This is a genomic window from Candidatus Poriferisodalis sp. (assembly GCF_965215815.1).
GTDB lineage: Bacteria > Actinomycetota > Acidimicrobiia > Acidimicrobiales > Poriferisodalaceae > Poriferisodalis.
Map to the genome: position 1 here is coordinate 218,070 of NZ_CBDCEO010000012.1, position 20,811 is coordinate 238,880.

Below are 20,811 nucleotides of genomic sequence, written 5' to 3' on the forward strand. Positions count from 1 at the left end.
AGAGTCCCAAGACCGGTGCCCGCAAGGCCAAGACGCCCGTTGCAGTGGATAACGACGACGAGCGGCGGCCGATCAAGATGCTGCACGATCGCCTGTTGGTACGAATCCCCAACGATGGTTCGGAGCGCCGCACAAGCGGCGGGATTCTGATTCCGGCGACGGCTCAACAGAACAAGCGCCTCGTGTGGGCCGAAGTCGTCGGCGCAGGGCCGAACGTCCGCAGCGCCGAGGAGGGCGACCGAGTGCTGTTCAGCCCCGAGGACCGCCACGAGGTCGAGGTACACGGGGACGATTTCCTCATCCTGCGTGAGCGGGATGTCCACGCCATCGCGGCACCCCGCATCGAGCCTGGCAGCACCGGCCTGTACTTGTGACCAATCGGTGACCCTGGAACCATGACCACCGCCGACACGCAATTTCGCACCGGCGGGGGCATCACGATCTCGCTGTCAACGGCGACCGTGGACGGTGATGCCGAGGTCGAAGATCTCGTGGACCGGCTGGACAAGGCCCGGGGCGTGCTGCTCTCGTCGAGCTACGAGTATCCCGGTCGCTACACCCGCTGGGACATGGGTTTCACCGATCCGCCGCTGGCCGTCACCAGCCGGGCCCAGGACGTGTCAGTGACAGCGCTGAACGAGCGCGGCACGGTCCTGCTCGAACCTGTGAATGAGGCGCTGGCGGCGCTGGGAAGCGCCTCGGGCATCGTCAACCTTGCGCACGATTCGAGTGACGGGCACGGTGAGGTGTCCTGCACGGTCGAACGCCCCGACCGGCGTTTCGCCGAAGAGGAGCGCAGCCGCCAGCCATCCACGTTCACGGTCGTGCGCGCTCTGATCGACCTGTTCAGCTGCGACGACCCGCACCTCGGCCTGTACGGCGCATTCGGATATGACCTCGCGTTCCAGTTCGAACCCATTGCCCTGGAGCTGCCGCGTCCGGCCCACCAGCGCGATCTGGTGCTGTACCTGCCCGATGACCTGCTCATCGTGGACCACCAGGGCGGCGTCGCCCAGCGCCTGCGCTATGAGTTCGCCGCGGCCGGCCGCACCACGGCCGGGCTTGCTGGGGGCGGCGACCGGACGCTGTATGAGCCAAACCTCGATCTCGAGGCGTTCCGCGATCACGAGCCGGGCGGCTATGCGGCCGGTGTGCAAGCCGCCCGCGAGTACTTCTCCCGGGGTGACCTGTTCGAAGTTGTCACCAGCCAGATGTTCTCCGAGCCGTGCGTCGAGCCGCCCTCGGAGCTGTTCCGGCGTCTCAAAGAACAGAACCCATCCCCGTACGGATTCCTAATAAATCTGGGCAGTGCTGGTGAGTCCGGCGAGTGGCTGGTGGGAGCCTCTCCAGAGATGTACGTGCGCGTCGAGGGTGACCGCGTCGAGACCTGCCCGATCTCGGGCACCATCGCTCGCGGTCAGGACCCCATCGACGATGCCTCGCAGATCCTGGCGCTGCTCAATTCATCGAAAGACGAATCCGAGCTGACGATGTGCACCGATGTCGACCGCAACGACAAGAGCCGCATCTGCGTGCCGGGCTCAGTCAAGGTGATCGGCCGCCGGCAGATCGAGATGTACTCGCGCCTCATCCACACCGTCGACCACGTCGAAGGCCGTCTCCGAGGGGGTTTTGATGCGCTCGACGCCTTTCTGTCCCACACCTGGGCAGTCACGGTGACCGGTGCGCCCAAGACGGCGGCGATGATGTTCCTCGAGCAACACGAGCGCACCGCCCGGGCTTGGTACGGCGGCGCCGTCGGCAAGGTCGGCTTTGACGGCGGCCTCAACACGGGCCTCACTCTGCGCACCATCCGCGTGATCGACGGACACGCAGAGGTTCGGGTGGGCTCGACGCTGCTGTGGGACTCCATCCCCGACGACGAAGAATCCGAAACCGAGCTGAAAGCCTCGGCCTTCCTCGACGCGATCCGGCGACCCCGTTCGGCGCCGACGGCGGGGACGGTGGAGACCCGGCCCCGCCAACGACGCGTCCTGCTCGTCGACCACTTGGACTCGTTCGTGCACACGCTCGCCAACTACCTGCGCCAGACCGGCGCCACGGTGGTGACACGCAGGGCTGGGTTCCCGACAACCGAGATCAGTGCTGACGAGTTCGACCTCGTGGTGCTGTCGCCGGGTCCGGGTCGCCCCGACGACTTCGGCATCGGCCCGGTGGTGCGCGCCACGATCGATGCCGGAATTCCGCTCTTCGGTGTCTGCTTGGGCCTGCAGGGCATCGTGGAGTACTTCGGGGGCGAACTCGGGCAGCTGTCCACGCCGATGCACGGCAAGCCCTCTGCCATTCGCACCCTCGGCGGTCAGTTGCTCGACGGATTGCCGAAGGAGTTCCGGGCGGGTCGCTATCACTCGCTGTTCGCCCGTCGTGCTGAGGTGCCTGACGCGCTGGAAGTGACCGCAATCAGCCTCGACGACGACATCGTGATGGCCGTCGAGCACCGCGAACTGCCGGTCGCGGCCGTGCAGTTCCATCCCGAGTCGATCATGTCGCTCGACGACGGTGTGGGGCTCGCACTGATTCGCAATGCAGTGGATCGGCTGGTGCCCGGCTGGAGAAGCGGATGACCCTGGGGCCGCAGCTTGATCGGCTTGTTACGGCGACCATCCCGCGAGACGTCGTGGTGGTGTCCGGACCTGAGGCGGCCGTGTATCTCCACGGTCAGATCTCAGCCGACGTGACAGCACTGGAGCGGGGCGAGAGCACCCTGTCCTTCCTGCTGGAACCACGCGGGCGTGTTGAAACGTTCTTCTCGATATGCCGCACCGGGCCCGACACCTACATCGCCGACACCGAACCCGGCTTCGGCGAGACCATGGCGACGTCATTGGAGCGATTCAAGCTGCGAACACAAGCGGAGTTCTCACTGCAGCAGTGGACGGTGCACGCAGTGAGGGGTCCTCGCTCGACAAGCGATGCAGCAACCGCAACGGCGGCCACCGGCCCCGCTGACAACCCGGAGCACGTGGTGCGGCCCACGAATTGGCCACTGGCCAGCGGGTTCGACCTGCTCGCAAGCCCCGGCAGCGTCGTCGGTCGGCTCGGTGATGGTGCCGAGCAGGTCTCCCCGGACGAGTTCGACGTGCTGCGAATGGCATTCGGCTTGCCTGCGATGGGCACAGAGATCCGGCCGGGCGACATCCCGAACGAGACGGGCCTTGTCGATCGTGCGGCGTCGTTCACGAAGGGCTGCTACCGCGGCCAGGAACTGGTCGAGCGGATTGACTCACGGGCTGGCGGCCGGCGCAGCGTGTGCCGGCTGCGGGCTGCGGTACCACTCGCGCCAGACGATCCATTACACGATGACGCCGGCACTGCGGTTGCCAAGGTGTTGAGCGCAGCAGCGTTGGGGGATATGTCGGTGGGCTTCGCCCTGGCGCGACGGGATGCCGGCGACACGGCATACACGACGGCAGGCGAACCGGTCCTGCTCGCTGAGCTGTTCTGAGGGCGCCGGTTTGATCGGCCCACTCAGGAGCCCTCACCGGTACGCTCGCAGGCTGTCGCTGACATGACTGGATCGTAGGGAGTTTCGACATGGCAAAGACCGCACTGCTGGCCAAGCTGACCGCCCAACCAGGCAAGCGCGACGACCTGCTCGCCGTGATTGCCGACATCGGCATGAGCAACGCTGCCGGAGAGCCCGGCACCGAGGTCTATGCCGCGCACAAGGACCAGAACGAAGACGATGTCGTGTGGTTCTACGAGCTGTACACCGACCAATCTGCGCTGGAGTTGCACGGCGGCTCGGAGCAGATGAAGAACTTCGGTCGGGCAATGCGCGACTACATGGCGGGTCGGCCCGAGCTTATCTTCCTGGATCCGGTCGTCGCCAAGGGCGTCGACTTCTGACGCTGGGCTCGATGCCCCAGCGCCCGATGACCCAAGGCCCGCACGCGGCGAGAGGTCACCTGACGTGTTCGTAAAGATCTGCGGCGTCACCAACGAGGAGGACGCGCTGGTAGCCGTGGGCATGGGCGCGGACGCGGTCGGCTTCAACTTCGTGCCGGGCTCGCCGCGCCAGATCTCTCCGCGACTCGCGCGTGACATCGTGCGTCGGTTGCCCGGCGGGATCATCACGGTCGGCGTCTTCCGCAATGAGCTGCCTGAGCGCGTTGTGCAGGTGATGGACGGCGCCGGCCTGCGTTTGGCGCAGTTGCACGGCAACGAAACTGCCGCCGACAGCCGCTGGATTGCCGAGCGCGTGCCGGGACTCATCAAGGCGTTCGTGGCAGGCGATCCCAACGTGGAGCGAGTGCGCGATTACGGCGCTTCGGTGCTCATGCTGGACGGCTCTGAGCCTGGCAGCGGGCGCGTCTTCGATTGGCGCCAGCTGGAGGGCCGCGACCGCGGCATCAGGCTGCTGCTGGCTGGCGGGCTGAGCCCCTCCAACGTGGCCCAAGCCATCGAGATCGTTCGTCCATGGGGAGTCGATGTGGCCTCGGGTGTCGAGTCGGAGCCGGGCCATAAGGACGTGCTCAAGATGCGCGAGTTCATTGCGAGGGCCAATGACGCAGGGGAGTTGTACGAGGACACTGACGACGTGCAGATGCCGGGTTCGGCGCCGTACGACTGGCGTGATGACTGAGCGAGGGATCACATGGCAGCAGTAATGGGCGAGCCAACACCAGGCACAAGGTCCGTCATGGGCGAGCCCACACCCGATGGCCGCTTCGGTGACTTCGGCGGCCGATTCGTTCCCGAGACGCTGGTCGCGGCGTGCGAGGAGCTCGAAGCAGCGTTTCGCGAGGCCTGGGTGGACCCTGCGTTCATTTCCGAGTTCGAGACCACGCTGCGTGACTTTGGCGGGCGCCCCTCACCGCTCACCGAGTGCCGCAATCTGTCCCGCCGGCTCGGCATTCGCCTGCTGGCCAAGCGGGAAGACCTCAACCACACCGGTTCCCACAAGATCAACAACGTGATCGGTCAGGCACTGCTGGCCCAGCGCATGGGCAAGACCCGGCTCGTCGCCGAGACGGGGGCCGGCCAGCATGGCGTTGCTGCCGCCACTGCGGCCGCACTGCTGGGGATGGAGTGCAAGGTCTACATGGGTGCCGTGGACGTCGCCCGTCAGGCCCTGAACGTGTTCCGCATGCAGTTGCTGGGATCCGAAGTGGAGGCTGTGCAGTCAGGCAGCCGCACGCTCAAGGACGCCGTCAATGAGGCGCTGCGGGACTGGGTGGCCACGGTGGAGAACACGCACTACTGCCTCGGTTCGGTGATGGGCCCGCATCCATACCCGTGGATGGTGCGCACCTTCCACCATGTGATCGGCGACGAGGCTGCAGCCCAGTGCAAGGACCTGATGGGCGGCAGTCCCGACGTCGTGGTGGCATGCGTGGGCGGCGGCAGCAACGCCGCTGGCATCTTCTCCGGCTTCGCTGACGGTGATGCCCGCCTCGTGGGCGTCGAGCCTGCCGGAGGAGCAGCCGTCGGGCGGGGCGTGCCGGGCGTGGTGCATGGCATGACGAGCTATCTGATGCAGGACGAAGTGGGCCAGGTGCTCGAAGCCGAGTCGATCTCGGCCGGGCTGGACTATCCCGGCGTCGGGCCTGAGCACGCCTACCTGGCGGCGATCGGCCGAGCGGAATACCCGAGTGTGACCGACGACGAAGTGGTCGAGGCGTTCACGCTGATGAGCCGGTCCGAAGGCATCATCCCGGCGCTGGAGTGCGCACACGCGCTTGCGTGGATCGTGCGCGAGGCGCCAAGAATCCAAGGCCAGACCGTGCTCATGAACCTCTCAGGCCGGGGCGACAAGGACGTTGACCAGATGATGGACGTGCTCGGGATGGAAGGGCCAGAACAATGAGTGCACGTCAGTGAGCGACCAGCCCGGCAATTCAGAGCCGAGCGCTTTCGGCACGCTGGAAACGCATCTTCGGGCTCGGCGTGACAGTGGCGCCAAGCTGCTCATCCCGTATGTGACCGGCGGATATCCAGGCTGGCAGCGCGCGGTCGAGGCAGCCGCGGCCGCTGGGGCCGATGCCATCGAGATCGGTATTCCCTTCTCGGACCCGGTGATCGACGGACCGGTCATCCAGCAGGCCTCCACGGCTGCACTGGATGAGGGTGCAACACCAGCATCAGTGCTGGCGCAAGCGCGGGAGCTCGACACCGGCGTGCCTCACGCGGCGATGACCTACTACAACATCTGCCACCACCAAGGCCACGAGCGCTTCGCCGCAGCGCTCGTCGAGGCCGGCGTTTCGGGGGCGATCCTGCCCGACCTGCCGTACGTCGAGGCCGGGTCGTGGCTCGACGCTGCCGCCGAGTCAGGCATCGAGGCGATCCTGCTGGCAGCGCCTACCACGCCTGAGCACCGGCTTGCGAAACTGTGCGGAGCGTCCCGAGGCTTCGTCTATGCAGTCGGCCTACTCGGCGTGACCGGAGAGCGGGCGGCACTTGCCCGCACGGCCATCGAGATTGCGGCTCGTTGCCGGGCAGTGACCGATCGGCCCGTGCTCACCGGCGTCGGCATCGGTTCGCCGTCTCAAGCCGTCGAAGCCTGCGAGGTGTCCGACGGTGTCATCATCGGCTCCGCAGTCGTCCGAACCCTGATGTCGGACGGCCCTGAGGCGGTGGGCGAGCTCGTGGCCTCCTACCGGACGGCGCTCGATCGCGGCTGAGTGGTGACTCCGGCCGAACCGAACGCTGCTGAACCGGCACCTTCAGGTGACGCTCCGTCGGATCCGCCCGAGCTCGATCCCGACTGCGAACTGTGCGAGGCGGCACGCTTCACGCACTGGTACTTCGAGGATGAGTTCTGCTGGGTGGCTGACTGCGAGGTGTGCGCAACACCGATGGTGGTCTGGAAGCGGCACGGAACCGATCCGCCCGCTCCGGAGTTGGAAGCGATGCTGGCCCGCTTGACAGACGCAGGCGAGCAACGTTTCGGATCCAACAGCGGAATCGTGGACCAGGTGATGCGCCAGATACCGGACCACTTCCACGCCCACTACCGGGATGCCGACTGGATGTCCCGCCGATGGAATGAGCCACCGAGCCGCTACACCGGTGTCGGCACGCCACGGGTGACCCGATGAACAAGCCATTCACGCCTAATCGTGGTGAAGTGAAGCGCCGCAAGTGGCGGGTGCCAGCGCTCGCGCTAGCGCTCGCGATCGGGCTCGCGAGCTGTGGTGGAGGCGATGCGACCGACGCCGATTTGGAGCGGCTGGAGCTGGCGTTCGCCAACGCAGATGTGGCGCTCGGGAACGAGGTATTCGGTGACAGTTGCTCGGTGTGCCATGGCAGCGATGGCAGTGGCGGGGTGGGTGCGGCGCTCGGCGGCGTCAGCGAACGGCTCTCCGTTGGCGACCACCTGTCGGTGGTGTGGAACGGCCGCGGCTCGATGCCGCCGTTCGGCGGGCTTCTCACCGATGCTGAGATTGCAGCCGTCGTGGCCTACCAGCGGAGCACCTTCGGCACGCAGTGAACAGCGGGTACGCGTTTGGGGGCTCTTGTTGGCTGCGCTCACGGACCGCTCGGCTCCCCGGCGCGCGGTGGCGGTAGCTTCGCCCCAGTGAGTGATGCAGTGAGCGAGCCTGACATCCCGCGTCCCGAGGAGTTGCTGCCGCACCGAGCGCCGTTCCTGCTCGTCGATGAGATCGTCGAGCTCCAGCCCGGCGAGCGTTGCGTGGGGCTCTGGCACCTCAGCGGCGACGAGGCGTTCTTCACCGGTCATTTTCCCGGTAGGCCGACCCTGCCCGGGGTGCTCATGGTCGAAGCCATTGCACAGACGGCGGGTCTCGCAGCTGCCTCGGCCTCGTCTTTGAAAGGCAAGCTCGCGCTGTTCGGTGGCATCGACAGGGCCCGCTTCCGCCGCCAGGTGATTCCGGGCGACACGCTGCGGCTCGAAGCCACGATCGATCGCTTATCAACCAGGGGCGGCCGTGCAAGGGGCACGGCGAGCGTGAACGGTCAGGTGGTCTGCGAAGCCTCGATGATGTTCCTCTTCGCCGACGCAGACGCCAGCAACTGATTTGACCCAGAGGCGCACTCGGTGCAGCGTCTTCCTTCTCGTCACTACGTCAACACTGCGTGAAATTGGCGCATTCCTGCAGGCCGCGCGAGGCTTTGGGGATGCTCCGTTAAGTCGGCGACGACTTTCAGGCTGACTCCGTCCGGCAGGGCTCTGCATTCGAGCGGCAGGCGAAGGCCTACTTGGACGCGCTCGGATTCGATTTGCATGGCCGGCAGAAGTTCGCCGATATCGGCTGCGAGGTCGATGACGTCGCCGAAGCACCTAACGGTGAGCTCGTGTACTTCGAGTACAAGGGCTCCTTCAAGGGCCAGCGGCCAGGTATGCGTCGCACGGACACAGTCAAGAAGGCATTGCTGACGGGGTTCCTGCTGCGCTCGATCGGAGACGAGAGGCCGTACTACGTACTGACTTCACACTTACCGACTGGCGGGGCGGCGCAGCGCATGATCGACACGGCGATGAGCGTGAAGGCCGTGTCAGGCGTGTTGGAGCTGAATGATCCGGTAGCCAGCCAAGCGCTCACCGAACGGTTCGGACCGCCGGCGAGACCCCACATCGGGCCCGAGAGAACCTGGCAACCGGCGTTGCCAATAGCCCGCCGCGCCTAATTCGGGAGTCAGCGCCCGGTGCGTTCGGCTTCGACAATGGCGGTCACAGTCTTGCGTCCGAGTCCGGACACTTTCGCAAGCTGGCGCAGCGAAGCGCCTGACTAGTGAGCCACCCGGATCATGTCGCCCCGTACCTCGGCTTCCTTGTGCGCCCGCTCGGCGCTGAGACCTACTACCGCCAATGCTGCTGCGATCTCGTCGTCGAGCTCTCGGCGGTACTTGTTGATCGCATCCCGGGCGGCTGACACTTCGGCTTCGGTGTAGCTCATTATTGACCTCGCAGACCCGTGGCGAGCTTGTCTTGAATCAACATCAAGTTTGCTATCCGTGGCGATATGTCGCTTGTCACGCAGACTGTCGTGCGAACTCCGCACAGGCCTTCACTCGGGTCACGCTGAGGTTGAAACCCCGTGCGACTTCCTCGGGGGGATCTTCCGCGAGGCTGGCGATGATGGACTTGACCGGGATTCTGGTGCCCGTCACCACCGGGGCGCCGAAGCAGATGCGGGGGTTTATCTCGATCCACTGGGCCACATCCCATGAGGCCGGCCGTCCGTCGATGAACTGGATTTCCTCGGCGAATGTCTTGATGGCTGAGGTGATGGCACGTTGTCCCTTGCGGTTCCCAACGATCTCCTCCGCGTGCCCTTGGAACTCAATCCAGACGTTGTGCCCGTCGGTGTAGAAGGACTCGTGCGCCAGCGGGTGCTGAATATCGGGAAACCGTTCGCGCATGCCGTCGAGCACTCGACGGACCCTCTGAAGCGAGGCGCCGCGGTCGCGAAAACGGCACACCATTTCCAATCCGATCAGATCGAGAAAGTCGATAGTCGCCGTGGCGTCGTTGTCGTACGTGGGTGGCCTGACGACAGTCATCCAGCGACGGATCTGGGCACGCGAGACATCTCGGTCTCGCTCCACAATCTGCGCCGCTTCGCGAAAACGGCACACCATTTCCAATCCGATCAGATCGAGAAAGTCGATAGTCGCCGTGGCGTCGTTGTCGTACGTGGGTGGCCTGACGACAGTCATCCAGCGACGGATCTGGGCACGCGAGACATCTCGGTCTCGCTCCACAATCTGCGCCGCTTGGGGAAATGAGTAAATGCCTGCCCCGATAGCAGCGCGAGTCGCGACTTCGCTGTCAGCATGCTTCTTCACTGTCACTTCACCTCCGCGCTGGGCCAGTCATCAGCCTAAGCGTGCCCTGCCACACGCCCGTCGATGCCAGGTGCCCATGGCCTGCTGCTGGTGTCGTCAGGAGGCGGAGGCGTCTGTGACTTGTCAGCCGCGGGGCTAGGTCAGCGGAGGTGGGCGGGGCGGGGGTCGGCGAGGCGTCCTAGTGGGGATTGTGCTCGCAAGCCGCCGTCCACCACGATCGCCTCGCCGCTGACGAACGACGACTGATCGCTCGCCAGCCAGACGGCCGCGCTTGCGATCTCAGATGGTTGGCCGAGGCGGCGCAGCGCGTGCGCCCCGATGTTGCGCTCGAGGACGTCCGGATCGCTCATCATGCGCATCACCGGTGGTGTCTCGATAGTGCCCGGGCAGATTGCGTTGACGCGCACTCCGGCGGGTCCGTGGTCTGTCGACAGTGCCCGGGTCAGATTGATGACGGCTGCCTTCGACGCTGCGTAGACGACCGAACCGCCGTCACCGTGCAGCCCGCTCACCGATGCCGTGTTGATGATGGAGCCGCCACCGCCAGCCTCCATGTGCGGGACAGCGAACTTGGCGCCGAGGTACACCGAGCGCACGTTGACGTTCATCACCAGGTCCCAGTCCTTGGGCTCGAGCTCGACGGCGGTGCCGGGGCGCAGCGTGCCGGCGTTGTTGAACAGCACGTCCAGCCCGCCCCATCGATCGACGGCCGCTTGCACCATCTCGGAGACGGCATCGGCGAGCGAAACGTCGGCACCGAAGCTGTGCGCCTCGCCGCCGGCCTCGCGGATCGCCTCGGCGACGGACTCCGCGCGTTCGCGCCGGATGTCGACAACGAGGACCGATGCACCCTCGGCTGCGAAGCGCTGGGCGCTGGCTTCCCCGATGCCCGAAGCAGCTCCGGTGACGATGGCGATCTTGTTCTCGAGCAGCATGTGCGATCTCGTTTTCGGCGTGACTCCTGGGGACGTCGCGACCCTAGATCGGTGTGGCACCTCGTCTCAGAACTACGTTGTGGCGGCCGGAATCAACCGTGGGAGACACGATGGCGAGCGCAGCATTCCAGAGAATCCGCGAGATCATCGCGTCCCAACGCATGCCGGCCGACATCGAGGCCATGCGCAAAGGCATCGAGACCACCGCACGGCCCTTGCCGGCTGGGGTCACGGGCGAAATGGTCGACGCCAATGGCGTCCCGTGCGAGCTGCAGATGCCCGAGGGTGGCAGCGCCGACGCGATTGTGCAGTACGTGCACGGTGGCGGTTACGTCGCCGGGTCGATCGGCTCACATCGAAACCTGACCGGTCACTTAGCCCTGAGCCTCGGTTGTCCGGTGCTCTCGGTCGACTATCGCCTTGCGCCCGAGCATCCGCACCCCGCAGCGGTCGAGGACTCCGTCGCTGTGTATCGCTGGTTGCTCGACCAAGGCCATTCAGCCGATCGGATCGCCATCGCCGGCGACTCCGCCGGCGGCGGGCTGACCGTGTCGACGCTCATGAAGCTGCGCGATCTGGGCCTGCCGCTGCCCGCAGCAGCTGTTCCCATCTCGCCGTGGGTCGACATGGCGGGCACGGGGGAGAGCATGGTCACCCGATCCGACCGTGACCCGATGGTGAGCGGACCCGACATCCGGCGCCTTGCTGGTGTCTTCGTTGGCCCTGACGGTGATCTCGCTGATCAATTGGCATCACCGCTGGAAGGCGACCTGTCGGGCCTGCCGCCGCTATTGATTCATGTCGGCGACGACGAGGTGCTGCTGTCGGACAGTGAACGGCTTGCCCACAAGGCCCGCACCTCTGGTGTCGATGTGACGCTCGAGGTCTGGCCGGAGATGATTCACGTCTGGCATTCGATGGCGGGATTGTTCCCCGAGGCCGATGACGGCGTGGCGCGCGTGGCCGAATACCTCAGCGAGCGTCTGGCTGTCTGAGTTCGCGTAGAGCCCTACGAACAGGCGACGTCGTCGAGGAACCAGTCGACGAGGTCAAAGCAATTGCGCCGATTCGCGGTCTCGTTGCGCGCCACGTCGGCAAGGATGCCCTCGCGGGTGACACCGCAGGAGTCCAGGTAGCTGTCGCTCGACTGTCGCATCCAGTGGCTGGCGAGCTCCACGCTGATCTCGGGATGGAACTGGGTGCCCACGCTGGGGCCCACGCGAAACAGTTGTGGACAGGCCTCGGTGCTGGCCAGCAGCTCGGCGCCCGGCGGCAGCGCGAAGCGATCGTGGTGCCATTCCATCCATGGCCCGGTTGAGATCGGCAGTTCGGTGCCATCAGCGGGCGTGATCTCGTACCAGCCGATCTCGGTCTCCGGCGAGAGTTCTACGGAGCCCCCGAGCGCTGCTGCGAGTGCCTGGCCGCCGAAGCAAATACCCAGCACTGGCGTGCCGCCCTTATGGGAGCGGCGTATGAGGTCGAGTTCGTCGCCGATCCACGCGCTGATTGCGTCCTCGTACACCGACCAGTACGAGCCCATGATCACCAGCAGGTCGAAGCCGTTCTGGGGCGGCGGCTCGAACCGGTCGGGCAGAGATGTCTCGGGCACCATGACGTGGGAATGGCATGCCACACCGCGCTCGATGAGTCGATCGCCGACGAATCCGGGCTTGGTGCCGGCCTCGTGCGAGACGATGAGCGCTTTCATGGGGCGCGCTCGACGACCGAGACCGGCAAGTGCTTGATGCCAGAAATGAAGTTAGACCGCAGCCACTCGATCGGGCCGTCTTGTTCGATCCTGACCACCCGTCGCATTAGCTCCTCGAACACCACCTTGATTTCCATGCGCGCCAACCACGCACCCAGGCACAGGTGAGGGCCGTTCCGGCCGAAGGCCATGTGCTCGTTGTCCTGACGCGCCAAATCAAACCTGTACGGGTGAGCGAAACGATCCTCGTCGTGGTCTGCGCTGACGTAGTACAGGACCACCTTGTCGCCCGCCCGCACCTTGGTGCCTCGAATCTCGGTGTCGGTAGTTGCGGTGCGCCGGAAGTGCGTCGTGACCGAGCTGGCCCGCAGCACCTCCTCAGTGGCGGTCGCGGTGAGCGCCTCGTCTCCCGCCAGCACGGCGGCTCGCCAGGTGTCGAACACACCGGGGTGAGCCATGAGCACCCACAGCCCGTGCGTCATCGTGTAACGGGTCGTGTCGTTGCCAGCCGCGATCAGCAACGTGAAGAAGTTCTTGAACTCCAGGTCGGTCAGCGGAGTGCCGTCGGTGGTGGGGGCCAGCAGCTGGCTGATCACGTCGGGGGTCGGGCACTCGCGACGCTTCGCAGCCTGTTCGGCCGCGTACTCGAAGATCTCAACGGTGGCGGGGCTGCGGAAGGGCATGAAGCGGAACTCGTCGGTGTCGACGAGCCCGACGGGGTAGTCGGTGAAGTCCGGGTCGGTGTTGCCGAGCAGGGCATCGCCCCATTCGACGAGCTGGTGGCCGTCGGAGTCGCTGGTTCCGAGCATCCGGCCGAGCATGCGCATCGGCAGCTCCTGGGCCACTTCGGTCACGAAGTCGAAGCGGCCTTTCGGCAGCGCCCGGTCCAGCACCTCGCATGCGATTGCCCGGATTGCTGCTTCGTAGGTATTGACGACTCGTGGCGTGAATCCCCGGCTCACCAGGCGGCGATACCTGGTGTGCTCAGGAGGATCCATCTCCATCATCGTGCAGCGCGCTTCCATTTCGTCCGGCGCCATGTCCTCCAGCCGGATGCCCTGCGACGAGGTGAACGTCTGCACGTCCCGGCTGATGCGGAACGCATCGTCGTACTTGGTGATCGCCCAGTAGCCGCGACCGTCGACCTCGTCGATCCACGCCACGGGCTCGGTGCGTCGCAGGCGGTGAAAGGTGGCGTGGGGGACGCCCTGGGTCCAGACGTCGTGGTCGGAGATGTTGAGGTCGTCGGGCCCGAGGTCCTCGAGGTAGGGCTCGGCCCAGGTGCTCATTGCCTCAGGCTCGCACAGGGGCAGTTGCACCGTCGACTGAGACGTCAACTGATGCGACGCCGTGAACGAAGTTCGACGGAATTCGCTCCAAGTTGGCAGCGCTGGCGGGCCGGATACCACGGTCCAGCATGGCCTCGAGCAGCACCGTCAGCTCCATCCGCGCCAGATAGGCACCCAAGCAGAAGTGCGGCCCGCCGCCTCCGAACGCGATCTGCGCATTGTCGACCCTGCCGATGTCGAATTCGTCGGGACGCTCGAACACCTGCTCGTCCCGGTTGGCTGACGGGTACCACATGACCACCTTGTCTCCGGCCGAAATAGGAGTACCCGACAATTCGGTGTCGACGGCAGCGGTTCGGCGCATGTGCAGGATCGGCGATGCCCAGCGAATGACCTCCTCGACTGCGCTGGGCACCAGGCTGCGATCGGCCGCTAGCCGATCCCACTGGTCAGGATGCTCAGCGAACGCGATCGTCCCGTGGGTGATCGCCGTGCGTGTCGTCTCGTTGCCGCCGAACACCAGCACTTGGAAGAAGTTACGGAACTCGGCTGCCGTGAGCCGGTCGCCGCCGACCTCGGCATGCACGAGGTGGCTCACCAGGTCGTCAGTGGGATGGTCCAGGCGCTGGTTGCCCAGCTTGGCCCCGTACTCGTACAACCCCCACGCCGCCGGGCTGCCAAACGGCAGCAAGCGCAGCGGGGTGGTGTTGCCGTAGGCATCGGCCGGCAGCGACTGGGCTTCGGTTGTGCCTTCCACCAGGTGGTTCGACAGCTCCACCATGTAGTCGGCGTCTTCGGGCGGCACTCCCAAGATGGCGATGATCACCCTGATCGGCAGCGGCGCTGCCACCAGGTCGACCCAGTCGCCCCCGCCCTCGCGAACCACGGTGTCGAGCAGCTCATCGGCGATGGCACGTGTGCGTTCTTCGTAGCGGCGCATCTGGCGAGGTGTGAACGCCTTGCTGACCACCCGGCGCAGGCGAGTGTGCGCGGGCGGGTCGTGTTCGAGGATCGAACGGCGCGCCTCGAGTGCGTCGGCTTCGAGGTCCCACAGGTTCACATGGCCGATCGCGGAGGAGAAACGTTCGGGGTGGCGGGACACCTCGCACACGTCCGCGTGCCGCGTCACGGCCCAGAAACCGTGATCCTCGTAGGAGTTCCAGTGCAGCCCGGGACGCTGGCGCAACGTGCGGAAGTCATCCCAGGGGATGCCATCGGCATACCGGCGAGCATCGACGATGTCGATCTGCGTCGCCGGATCGGCCCCCGATGTCATGGGCGAATGGTAAGTCTGTGCAGACGTTTAGGTGGACCTAGGAGGCAAGCCTGTGACAACCCTCGCCGAAATCGAGAGCACTCTGCGCGGATCCGACGTGCATACCGTCGAGGTCGCCATCGTCGACACCTACGGACACCTGCGCGGCAAGCGCTTTCCCGTGGACCACTTCCTTGCGTCCGCAGCGGAGAACGGCTGCCATCTTGCCGATGCCATCTACATCTTCGATCTGCACAACGATCTCGTCGACAGCCCCTACATCAACATGGCCAAGGGATTCCTCGACACCCACCTGGTTCCCGATCTCGGCACGCTGAGGCTCTTCGGGCACCGACCCGGCTACGCGCTGGTGTTCTCCGACAGCCTCGATCCGTCGCACAAATTGCACCCGATAGCGCCGCGCACGGTGCTGGCGCGCCAGATCGAGCGATGCGAAGCGCTCGGATACGGCCCAGTGGTCGCCACCGAGATGGAGTTCTACCTCTGCGAGGCGGACTGGTCGCACGTGCAGAGTCACATTCAGTACTCCTCGCTGACCGACCGGGGCGATCTCGAAACCGTGCTGCTGGCCATGCGTCTCGCAATGATCGACGCCGGGATACCGGTCGAATCTTCGAACTCCGAGTACGGACCGGGTCAGATCGAGATCAACGTGGCCCACGCCGATGCCATGACCACCGCCGACAACACGGCGCTCTACAAGAGCATCGTCAAGGAGATCGCCGAAGAGACTGGGCTGAAGGCCACGTTCATGCCCAAGCCGTGGACCGAGCCCTCGGGCAGCGGGATGCATGTGCACACGAGCCTGTCGTCGGGCGGGGAGAACGTGTTTGCCTCCTCGCAGGACGCACCGAACAAGACCATGGCGCAGTGGCTGGGAGGCCAACTCGACAATGCGCTGGCGCTGTCACTGCTCGGCAGCCCCGTGCCGAACGGCTACAAGCGTGTGCGCCCCTACACGTTCGCGCCCACCCACGTGCACTGGGGACTTGACAACCGGTCGGTGATGTGTCGGTGCACCGTGGGTGCGGGGAATGCGAACCGGGTCGAGTACCGGGCACCAGGCGCCGACGCCAATCCGTACCTGATGATCGCCGGCCTGTTGGCGGCAGGTGCCGACGGGCTTGAGCGCAGTGCCGACCCCGGGCCGAAGAGCGAGGGCGACAAGTACGACGACCCTGGCGACGCCATTCCGTTGCCGGCCAATGCCGCCGACGGCATCGCTGCGTACGAGGGCAGTGCGCTGTCGGCCGCGCTGGGAGAGGAGTTCTCGACGAACTTCTTGCTCATGGCCACCGCAGAGTTGGAGAAATTCCTCGAAGCTGGCTGCGACCCCGCCGGTGATGACGTCTCTGATTGGGAGCGTGAGCGCTACATCGAGTTCACCTGACCGGCGCTGTCCGCTCGAATTCGCAGCGTTGGCATCGGCCGGCGGTATCGGCCAGCTCAGTGGAAGGGCAGGTACTCGCTTATCTCCCACTCGCTGATGCTCTGCGACGGCTCTCCCACAGCTGCGACGTAGCGCTCCCACTCGGCCTCCTTGATGGCCAAGAAGTTGTCCACGAGGTCACTGCTCACCGCCTCGGTGAGGGCCGTGTCGGCTCGAAGATCGGTCAGGGCATCCGCGAGGTTCAGTGCCGACGTGACCTCAGTGTTCCAGGCGTCCATGCCGTCATTGGTCTCGGGCTCGGGGCACTCGATGCCGTCGACCACACCGAGGCGCGCTGCCTGCAACACAGCGGCAATTGCCGTGTGGATGTTGCAGGTGCCATCCGCGAGGCGGGATTCGATGCGGGTGCGTTCGCCTCGCTCTGGCGGCACGCGGGTGCCAACCACCCGGTGGTCGTAGCCCCAATTGGCCCGCCGACCGCTGAACGTGAACGGCCGCAAGCGCCGGTAGGCGTTCACCGTCGGCGCGCACAGCGGCGTGAGCCCTTGATGGTGGGCACACAGCCCGGCCAAGCATGACTTCGCCAGTTCGGACAGCCCGTCGTCGGTGCTGGTATCGACCAGCGCGTTCGCCCCGTTGGCGTCCACCAGCGAGAAGTTGACATGGACACCGTTGCCCTCGAACTGCTCGTAGGGCTTGCCCAGGAACGTGAGCCGCAAGCCGTGCTGTAGCGCGCGCTCGCGGGCAAGCACCTTGAACAGGAACGCGTCGTCGGCGGCGTGCAGCGCGTCGTCGTAACGCAGCGTCAGCTCGAATTGGCCAGCGTCGAACTCGGCGTTCACGGATTCGAGCACGATCTCGCTGCCGGCTGCGAGGTCGACAATCTCGTCGATCAAGCCGACCGGATCGACGAAACGACCGGTGCCGTAGACATACGACCCCGGTGTGTCCCAGCGCTGCCAGCCATCCTCGTCAGTCAGTTCGAGCACGTACGCCTCGAACTCGATGCCGACCATGGGGCGGTAGCCCAGCGCCTCCCAGTCGGTGATCGCCTTGCGGAGGGCGTACCGGGCCGAGTAGCGGAATGGCTCACCCGCTTGGGACAAGTCGCACACGGCAACCTGGGTGCGGTCGTCATCCCAGCCTGGTCGCAGGTCAGCGGGGTCGAAGGTGGCGTGCATGTCGGGGAAGCCGTCGAGCACCCCCGATCCAGGCGCGGCCACGAACGAGCGGTCATAGGCCAGGCTGAACACCGCCGCAGCGTGACCAGTGCCTTCATGGGCGAGTGCGGCCGGGACGTATTTGCCCCGCGCCAGTCCGAGATGGTCGGGCCACAGCATCCGGACGCGTTCATTGGCCATGGGTGCTTCCTCCGGAATGATCAGCAGAACCTACCTGAGAGGTTCTGCTTGGAGGAGTAGCATCGACCCGATCCACGGGAAGGTCTCATTATGAAACGACGCATCCTGGCCTTGGTGGCTGTTACAGCATTGTTCGGAGCTGCCTGCGGCAGCGACGACGACACCACGGCAAGCGAGCCAGCTGCCACCGAAGCACCGGCTGCCACTGAAGCACCGGCTGCCACCGATGCACCGTCGCCCGCCGTCACGATGACCAGCATCGATATCGACCACATCTTGAGTGCCGATCTGGACAACTGCGAAGAAGCCCCGTCCGGTGACCCGATCCGGGTGGGCATGGCGATGGACTTCAGCGACGTGGTGGGCTTCGTCGACATCCCGGGCTCCAAGGTGGTGCCGTACGTCGCGGATCTCGCCAACTGCCGCGGCGGATTCAACGGCCGGCCGGTCGAAGTACGGGTAGCCGAAGTCGGCACCGACGCTGCGCTCGCTACCGAAGACCTGCTGGACTGGGGCGCACACTTCCTCATCGGCCCGCCCTTCGCCGACTTTGCGCTGCCGATCCTGCAGACCACAGGCGGCAATGTTCCGCTGTTCGTAGCGGCATCGACCGAGCCGACTTTGGCCGATGCCTCGATCAACTCCTATCTGGTCACCTTCGACGACCACCAGATGGCGGGCGCTGCAGCCAAGTGGGCGCTCGGCGAGGGCATCACCAGGGCGATCGTGTTCACCGAAGGCGCAGGTATCCCATACACCGGCGTCAACCCCGACGCGTTCATCGCCGCATTCGAAGCAGGCGGCGGCGAGGTGGTCAGCGTCCAGACCTACGTGTGGGCTGGCGACACCGATTTCTCCTCGCAGGTGAACGAGATCGCTCAGATCTCACAGAACAACGAAGTCGTCTTCTCAGCCGCGTTGGGCTTCCAGGTAACGGCCCTGCGTGGGCAACTCGAAGGCCAAGATCTTGACGGCCTGACCTACATCGGCACCGACGCCTTGGACGCCACCGGCATCGGGGTCGAGGCGAACAACGAGGGCATCGCCCATACGCCGCACACCAGCATCACTGCGGGCGACCGCATCGATTCCATGCTCGCCGCGTTCGAGGCCGTCAAGGGCGAGGCACTCGAGAGCCGTGGCTTCATGGCGCTGTACGTCGACTCGATGTTCGTCGGCATCCAGGGGATGCTCGACTGCGGCTGCGACGACACCGCCGAGATCGGCGAGGCCGTCAAGCAGCTCTCTGGATTCCAGGGACTGTCCGGCGAGATCACCTATGCGGGCACGAATGGCATTCCGCCAAAGGCAGTGCCGATCAATCGCATCGTGAACGGCGAGGACGTACTCGTCGCCACGATTGACTGAGTCCGCTTGGGCGCCGGGGTAGCGGGTACAGCGCTGGACGCGGTGGACTCGCGATCTCCATGCTGGAAGTCGAAGGCCTCACCGCTCGGTACGGCTCGATAAGCGCATTGCGTGGCGCGACCCTGAGCGTCGGGTCCGGTGAGGTCGTCGGCCTCATCGGGCCCAACGGCGCGGGCAAGACCACGCTGCTGTCGACCATCGCCGGGCTGATGGCTCCGGCCGAAGGCCGCGTCACTCTTTCCGGCAGCGACATCACTGGCCACTCGCCTGAGAAGTTGCTGCGTCTGGGAGTGGCGCTCGTGCCTGAGCACCGTCGCATCTTCGCCGATCTCACCGTGGAGGAGAACCTGAAGATCGGCGGGGTGACGGTGTCCGCGGCGAAGCGAGCAGAACTGCTCGATGAGGTTTGCGAGCGCTTTCCGGTGCTTCGGGAGAAGCGGGATGTCTCGGCCGGTTATCTGTCGGGAGGCGAGGCACAGCAGCTGGCCATTGGGCGCGCGCTGATGTCGGCTCCTCGGTTGCTGATGATGGACGAACCCTCGCTGGGCCTCGCCCCGGCGCTAGTCGACCTGGTGTTCGAGTTGATCGCCACGTTGCGCGACCAAGGCCGAACGATGCTCGTAGTGGAGCAGAACGCGGCACGAATGCTGGCTGTGTCTGACCATGCATACGTGCTGCGCAGCGGCGAGGTCGTGGCCGCGGGCACGGGCGCTGAGCTCAGCCAACGGGGCGATTTGTTCGACACGTTCGTCGGGCCTGAAGTGCCCGCCGAGGGCGGGCTGCGGGCCGCCGGCGAGTCACATGGGGGCAGCGCGGGGTGATCGAACTGGCGCAGAACCTCATCGACGGCCTTGGCCGGGGCAGCATTTACGCACTGCTTGCTCTGGGCGTGGCCGTCGTGTTCGGTGTTATGCACCTGCTGAATTTCGCCCACGGCGAACTCATCACCGTCGGGGGCTACGTGGCGTTGTGGACCCTCGGACGCGACTGGCCGTGGTTCGTGGTGGCACCGCTGATTGTGGTGAGCGCAGTGCTGACCTCGTTGGTGATCGAGCGGGTTGCCTTCTCCCGGGTGCGGGGAAGCTCAGACTTCACGCTGCTGCTCACCTCTTTCGGCGTGCACTTCGTGATTTCCGCAATCTTCTTGCTGTATGTGTCGGCATCGGTGAAGCCGTTCGCGAGGCCCACATGGGTGACGAACACCTACTCGGTCGGGCCGCTGCGGATCGAGGTGTTCGACACGGTCGTCATCGCGGTGACCATGCTGACGCTGATCGGCACCACCCTGCTGCTGCAACGAACCATGTTCGGACTGTCACTGCGCGCCGCTGCGGCCGACTTCGACACCGCCCGGCTGATGGGCGTGCGTTCCGACACGGTGATCCGGGGTGCTTTCGCCCTTTCAGGATTGTTGGCCGGCATCGCCGGAGTGTTCTGGCTGATGCGGGCCGGCAGCATCAACCCCACCGCTGGCATCAATCCCATGCTCAAGGGCGTTCTGGCGGCACTCATCGGCGGTCTCGGCAGTCTCCGAGGGGCGGTCATCGGCGGCTTGGCACTGGGCTTGGCGGAAGTGCTGTTGCGGTCACGCTTGCCCGACAGCGTCGCCAGCCTCACCGAAGGTGTGGTGTTCCTGCTGATCGCCCTGCTGTTCATCTTCAGGCCACAGGGCCTCATTACCGTGGCGCGAGCCGAACGGGTCTGATGTTT

General features: G+C 65.5%; 23 protein-coding genes. 16 read left to right on the forward strand and 7 right to left on the reverse strand.

Annotation, left to right across the window (positions count from 1 at the left end; translation table 11 throughout):
* Nucleotides 1–44 precede the first annotated feature (44 nt).
* From ACOOHB_RS03005 to ACOOHB_RS03055, 11 genes are all read left to right on the forward strand, one after another.
* Nucleotides 45–374 (forward strand): GroES family chaperonin, encoded by a 330-nt coding sequence (locus tag ACOOHB_RS03005; RefSeq protein WP_420444644.1) that lies wholly within the window; start codon nucleotides 45–47, stop codon nucleotides 372–374.
* A 21-nt stretch (nucleotides 375–395) separates the two neighbouring features.
* Entirely contained in the window at nucleotides 396–2,585 is a 2,190-nt protein-coding gene (locus ACOOHB_RS03010) for an anthranilate synthase component I (protein ID WP_420443339.1), read from the forward strand.
* Entirely contained in the window at nucleotides 2,582–3,466 is an 885-nt protein-coding gene (locus ACOOHB_RS03015) for a YgfZ/GcvT domain-containing protein (RefSeq protein WP_420443340.1), read from the forward strand. Before ACOOHB_RS03010 ends, ACOOHB_RS03015 begins: the two co-directional genes overlap by 4 nt.
* 89 nt (nucleotides 3,467–3,555) lie before the next feature.
* Nucleotides 3,556–3,870, forward strand: a complete 315-nt coding sequence (locus ACOOHB_RS03020) for a putative quinol monooxygenase (RefSeq protein WP_420443341.1) — start codon at nucleotides 3,556–3,558, stop codon at nucleotides 3,868–3,870.
* Nucleotides 3,871–3,934: 64 nt separating this feature from the next.
* A complete protein-coding gene (locus tag ACOOHB_RS03025; RefSeq protein WP_420443342.1) occupies nucleotides 3,935–4,606 on the forward strand; it encodes a phosphoribosylanthranilate isomerase in 672 nt (223 codons plus the stop codon).
* 57 nt (nucleotides 4,607–4,663) lie between these two features.
* Nucleotides 4,664–5,830, forward strand: coding sequence for a tryptophan synthase subunit beta (gene trpB, locus ACOOHB_RS03030; RefSeq protein ID WP_420443343.1), 1,167 nt, complete (start codon nucleotides 4,664–4,666; stop codon nucleotides 5,828–5,830).
* A 10-nt stretch (nucleotides 5,831–5,840) separates the two neighbouring features.
* Nucleotides 5,841–6,647, forward strand: coding sequence for a tryptophan synthase subunit alpha (gene trpA / locus ACOOHB_RS03035; protein WP_420443344.1), 807 nt, complete (start codon nucleotides 5,841–5,843; stop codon nucleotides 6,645–6,647).
* Nucleotides 6,648–6,650: 3 nt separating this feature from the next.
* Nucleotides 6,651–7,064, forward strand: a complete 414-nt coding sequence (locus ACOOHB_RS03040; RefSeq protein ID WP_420443345.1) for a hypothetical protein — start codon at nucleotides 6,651–6,653, stop codon at nucleotides 7,062–7,064.
* Nucleotides 7,061–7,456 carry a c-type cytochrome gene (locus ACOOHB_RS03045; protein WP_420443346.1) on the forward strand — a complete coding sequence of 132 codons (396 nt, stop codon included), beginning with the start codon at nucleotides 7,061–7,063 and terminating at the stop codon, nucleotides 7,454–7,456. The genes ACOOHB_RS03040 and ACOOHB_RS03045 overlap by 4 nt, the downstream gene beginning before the upstream one ends.
* An 87-nt stretch (nucleotides 7,457–7,543) precedes the next feature.
* Nucleotides 7,544–8,002 (forward strand): 3-hydroxyacyl-ACP dehydratase FabZ, encoded by a 459-nt coding sequence (gene fabZ, locus ACOOHB_RS03050; protein ID WP_420443347.1) that lies wholly within the window; start codon nucleotides 7,544–7,546, stop codon nucleotides 8,000–8,002.
* A gap of 182 nt (nucleotides 8,003–8,184) precedes the next feature.
* Entirely contained in the window at nucleotides 8,185–8,613 is a 429-nt protein-coding gene (locus ACOOHB_RS03055; protein ID WP_420443348.1) for a hypothetical protein, read from the forward strand.
* Between the two features lie 101 nt (nucleotides 8,614–8,714).
* On the opposite strand, the gene ACOOHB_RS03060 is transcribed toward ACOOHB_RS03055, so the two are convergent.
* The 3 genes from ACOOHB_RS03060 to ACOOHB_RS03070 all read right to left on the reverse strand — a co-directional run bounded on the left by ACOOHB_RS03060 (nucleotide 8,715) and on the right by ACOOHB_RS03070 (nucleotide 10,709).
* On the reverse strand, nucleotides 8,715–8,882 hold the full coding sequence (locus ACOOHB_RS03060; protein WP_420443349.1) for a hypothetical protein: 168 nt from the start codon (nucleotides 8,880–8,882) through the stop codon (nucleotides 8,715–8,717).
* A 76-nt stretch (nucleotides 8,883–8,958) separates the two neighbouring features.
* Nucleotides 8,959–9,774 carry a DUF433 domain-containing protein gene (locus tag ACOOHB_RS03065; RefSeq protein WP_420443350.1) on the reverse strand — a complete coding sequence of 272 codons (816 nt, stop codon included), beginning with the start codon at nucleotides 9,772–9,774 and terminating at the stop codon, nucleotides 8,959–8,961.
* Between the two features lie 140 nt (nucleotides 9,775–9,914).
* Nucleotides 9,915–10,709 (reverse strand): SDR family NAD(P)-dependent oxidoreductase, encoded by a 795-nt coding sequence (locus tag ACOOHB_RS03070; protein WP_420443351.1) that lies wholly within the window; start codon nucleotides 10,707–10,709, stop codon nucleotides 9,915–9,917.
* A gap of 110 nt (nucleotides 10,710–10,819) precedes the next feature.
* Between ACOOHB_RS03070 and ACOOHB_RS03075 the strand changes: the two genes are divergently transcribed.
* A complete protein-coding gene (locus ACOOHB_RS03075) occupies nucleotides 10,820–11,704 on the forward strand; it encodes an alpha/beta hydrolase (RefSeq protein WP_420443352.1) in 885 nt (294 codons plus the stop codon).
* A 14-nt stretch (nucleotides 11,705–11,718) separates the two neighbouring features.
* On the opposite strand, the gene ACOOHB_RS03080 is transcribed toward ACOOHB_RS03075, so the two are convergent.
* The 3 genes from ACOOHB_RS03080 to ACOOHB_RS03090 are packed head-to-tail and all read right to left on the reverse strand — an operon-like array spanning nucleotide 11,719 to nucleotide 14,982.
* Entirely contained in the window at nucleotides 11,719–12,417 is a 699-nt protein-coding gene (locus ACOOHB_RS03080; protein ID WP_420443353.1) for a type 1 glutamine amidotransferase, read from the reverse strand.
* Nucleotides 12,414–13,706, reverse strand: a complete 1,293-nt coding sequence (locus tag ACOOHB_RS03085) for a cytochrome P450 (protein WP_420443354.1) — start codon at nucleotides 13,704–13,706, stop codon at nucleotides 12,414–12,416. The genes ACOOHB_RS03080 and ACOOHB_RS03085 overlap by 4 nt, the downstream gene beginning before the upstream one ends.
* A gap of 4 nt (nucleotides 13,707–13,710) precedes the next feature.
* Nucleotides 13,711–14,982, reverse strand: coding sequence for a cytochrome P450 (locus ACOOHB_RS03090; protein ID WP_420443355.1), 1,272 nt, complete (start codon nucleotides 14,980–14,982; stop codon nucleotides 13,711–13,713).
* Nucleotides 14,983–15,034: 52 nt separating this feature from the next.
* Here ACOOHB_RS03090 and ACOOHB_RS03095 point away from each other — a divergent pair, with 52 nt between their 5' ends.
* Complete coding sequence (locus tag ACOOHB_RS03095) at nucleotides 15,035–16,372, forward strand: glutamine synthetase family protein (RefSeq protein ID WP_420443356.1); 1,338 nt, start codon at nucleotides 15,035–15,037, stop codon at nucleotides 16,370–16,372.
* A gap of 56 nt (nucleotides 16,373–16,428) precedes the next feature.
* On the opposite strand, the gene ACOOHB_RS03100 is transcribed toward ACOOHB_RS03095, so the two are convergent.
* Nucleotides 16,429–17,733 carry a glutamine synthetase gene (locus ACOOHB_RS03100; RefSeq protein WP_420443357.1) on the reverse strand — a complete coding sequence of 435 codons (1,305 nt, stop codon included), beginning with the start codon at nucleotides 17,731–17,733 and terminating at the stop codon, nucleotides 16,429–16,431.
* Between the two features lie 90 nt (nucleotides 17,734–17,823).
* Between ACOOHB_RS03100 and ACOOHB_RS03105 the strand changes: the two genes are divergently transcribed.
* Genes ACOOHB_RS03105 through ACOOHB_RS03115 form a run of 3 tightly spaced genes read left to right on the forward strand, consistent with a single transcriptional unit; the run spans nucleotide 17,824 to nucleotide 20,806 of the window.
* Nucleotides 17,824–19,101 carry an ABC transporter substrate-binding protein gene (locus tag ACOOHB_RS03105; RefSeq protein ID WP_420443358.1) on the forward strand — a complete coding sequence of 426 codons (1,278 nt, stop codon included), beginning with the start codon at nucleotides 17,824–17,826 and terminating at the stop codon, nucleotides 19,099–19,101.
* Between the two features lie 59 nt (nucleotides 19,102–19,160).
* Nucleotides 19,161–19,922 carry an ABC transporter ATP-binding protein gene (locus tag ACOOHB_RS03110; RefSeq protein ID WP_420443359.1) on the forward strand — a complete coding sequence of 254 codons (762 nt, stop codon included), beginning with the start codon at nucleotides 19,161–19,163 and terminating at the stop codon, nucleotides 19,920–19,922.
* Nucleotides 19,919–20,806: a branched-chain amino acid ABC transporter permease gene (locus tag ACOOHB_RS03115; RefSeq protein WP_420443360.1), complete on the forward strand. Its 888-nt coding sequence runs from the start codon at nucleotides 19,919–19,921 to the stop codon at nucleotides 20,804–20,806. The genes ACOOHB_RS03110 and ACOOHB_RS03115 overlap by 4 nt, the downstream gene beginning before the upstream one ends.
* Nucleotides 20,807–20,811: the final 5 nt, after the last annotated feature.

Coding starts and splice junctions, on each gene's coding strand:
- ACOOHB_RS03010 (WP_420443339.1), top strand. CDS start 396: ATGACCACCGCCGACACGCAATTTCGCACCGGCGGGGGCATCACGATC.
- ACOOHB_RS03085 (WP_420443354.1), bottom strand. CDS start 13,706: ATGAGCACCTGGGCCGAGCCCTACCTCGAGGACCTCGGGCCCGACGAC.
- ACOOHB_RS03090 (WP_420443355.1), bottom strand. CDS start 14,982: ATGACATCGGGGGCCGATCCGGCGACGCAGATCGACATCGTCGATGCT.
- ACOOHB_RS03070 (WP_420443351.1), bottom strand. CDS start 10,709: ATGCTGCTCGAGAACAAGATCGCCATCGTCACCGGAGCTGCTTCGGGC.
- ACOOHB_RS03080 (WP_420443353.1), bottom strand. CDS start 12,417: ATGAAAGCGCTCATCGTCTCGCACGAGGCCGGCACCAAGCCCGGATTC.
- ACOOHB_RS03075 (WP_420443352.1), top strand. CDS start 10,820: ATGGCGAGCGCAGCATTCCAGAGAATCCGCGAGATCATCGCGTCCCAA.
- ACOOHB_RS03015 (WP_420443340.1), top strand. CDS start 2,582: ATGACCCTGGGGCCGCAGCTTGATCGGCTTGTTACGGCGACCATCCCG.
- ACOOHB_RS03020 (WP_420443341.1), top strand. CDS start 3,556: ATGGCAAAGACCGCACTGCTGGCCAAGCTGACCGCCCAACCAGGCAAG.
- ACOOHB_RS03060 (WP_420443349.1), bottom strand. CDS start 8,882: ATGAGCTACACCGAAGCCGAAGTGTCAGCCGCCCGGGATGCGATCAAC.
- ACOOHB_RS03100 (WP_420443357.1), bottom strand. CDS start 17,733: ATGGCCAATGAACGCGTCCGGATGCTGTGGCCCGACCATCTCGGACTG.
- ACOOHB_RS03045 (WP_420443346.1), top strand. CDS start 7,061: ATGAACAAGCCATTCACGCCTAATCGTGGTGAAGTGAAGCGCCGCAAG.
- ACOOHB_RS03105 (WP_420443358.1), top strand. CDS start 17,824: ATGAAACGACGCATCCTGGCCTTGGTGGCTGTTACAGCATTGTTCGGA.
- ACOOHB_RS03110 (WP_420443359.1), top strand. CDS start 19,161: ATGCTGGAAGTCGAAGGCCTCACCGCTCGGTACGGCTCGATAAGCGCA.
- trpB (WP_420443343.1), top strand. CDS start 4,664: ATGGGCGAGCCCACACCCGATGGCCGCTTCGGTGACTTCGGCGGCCGA.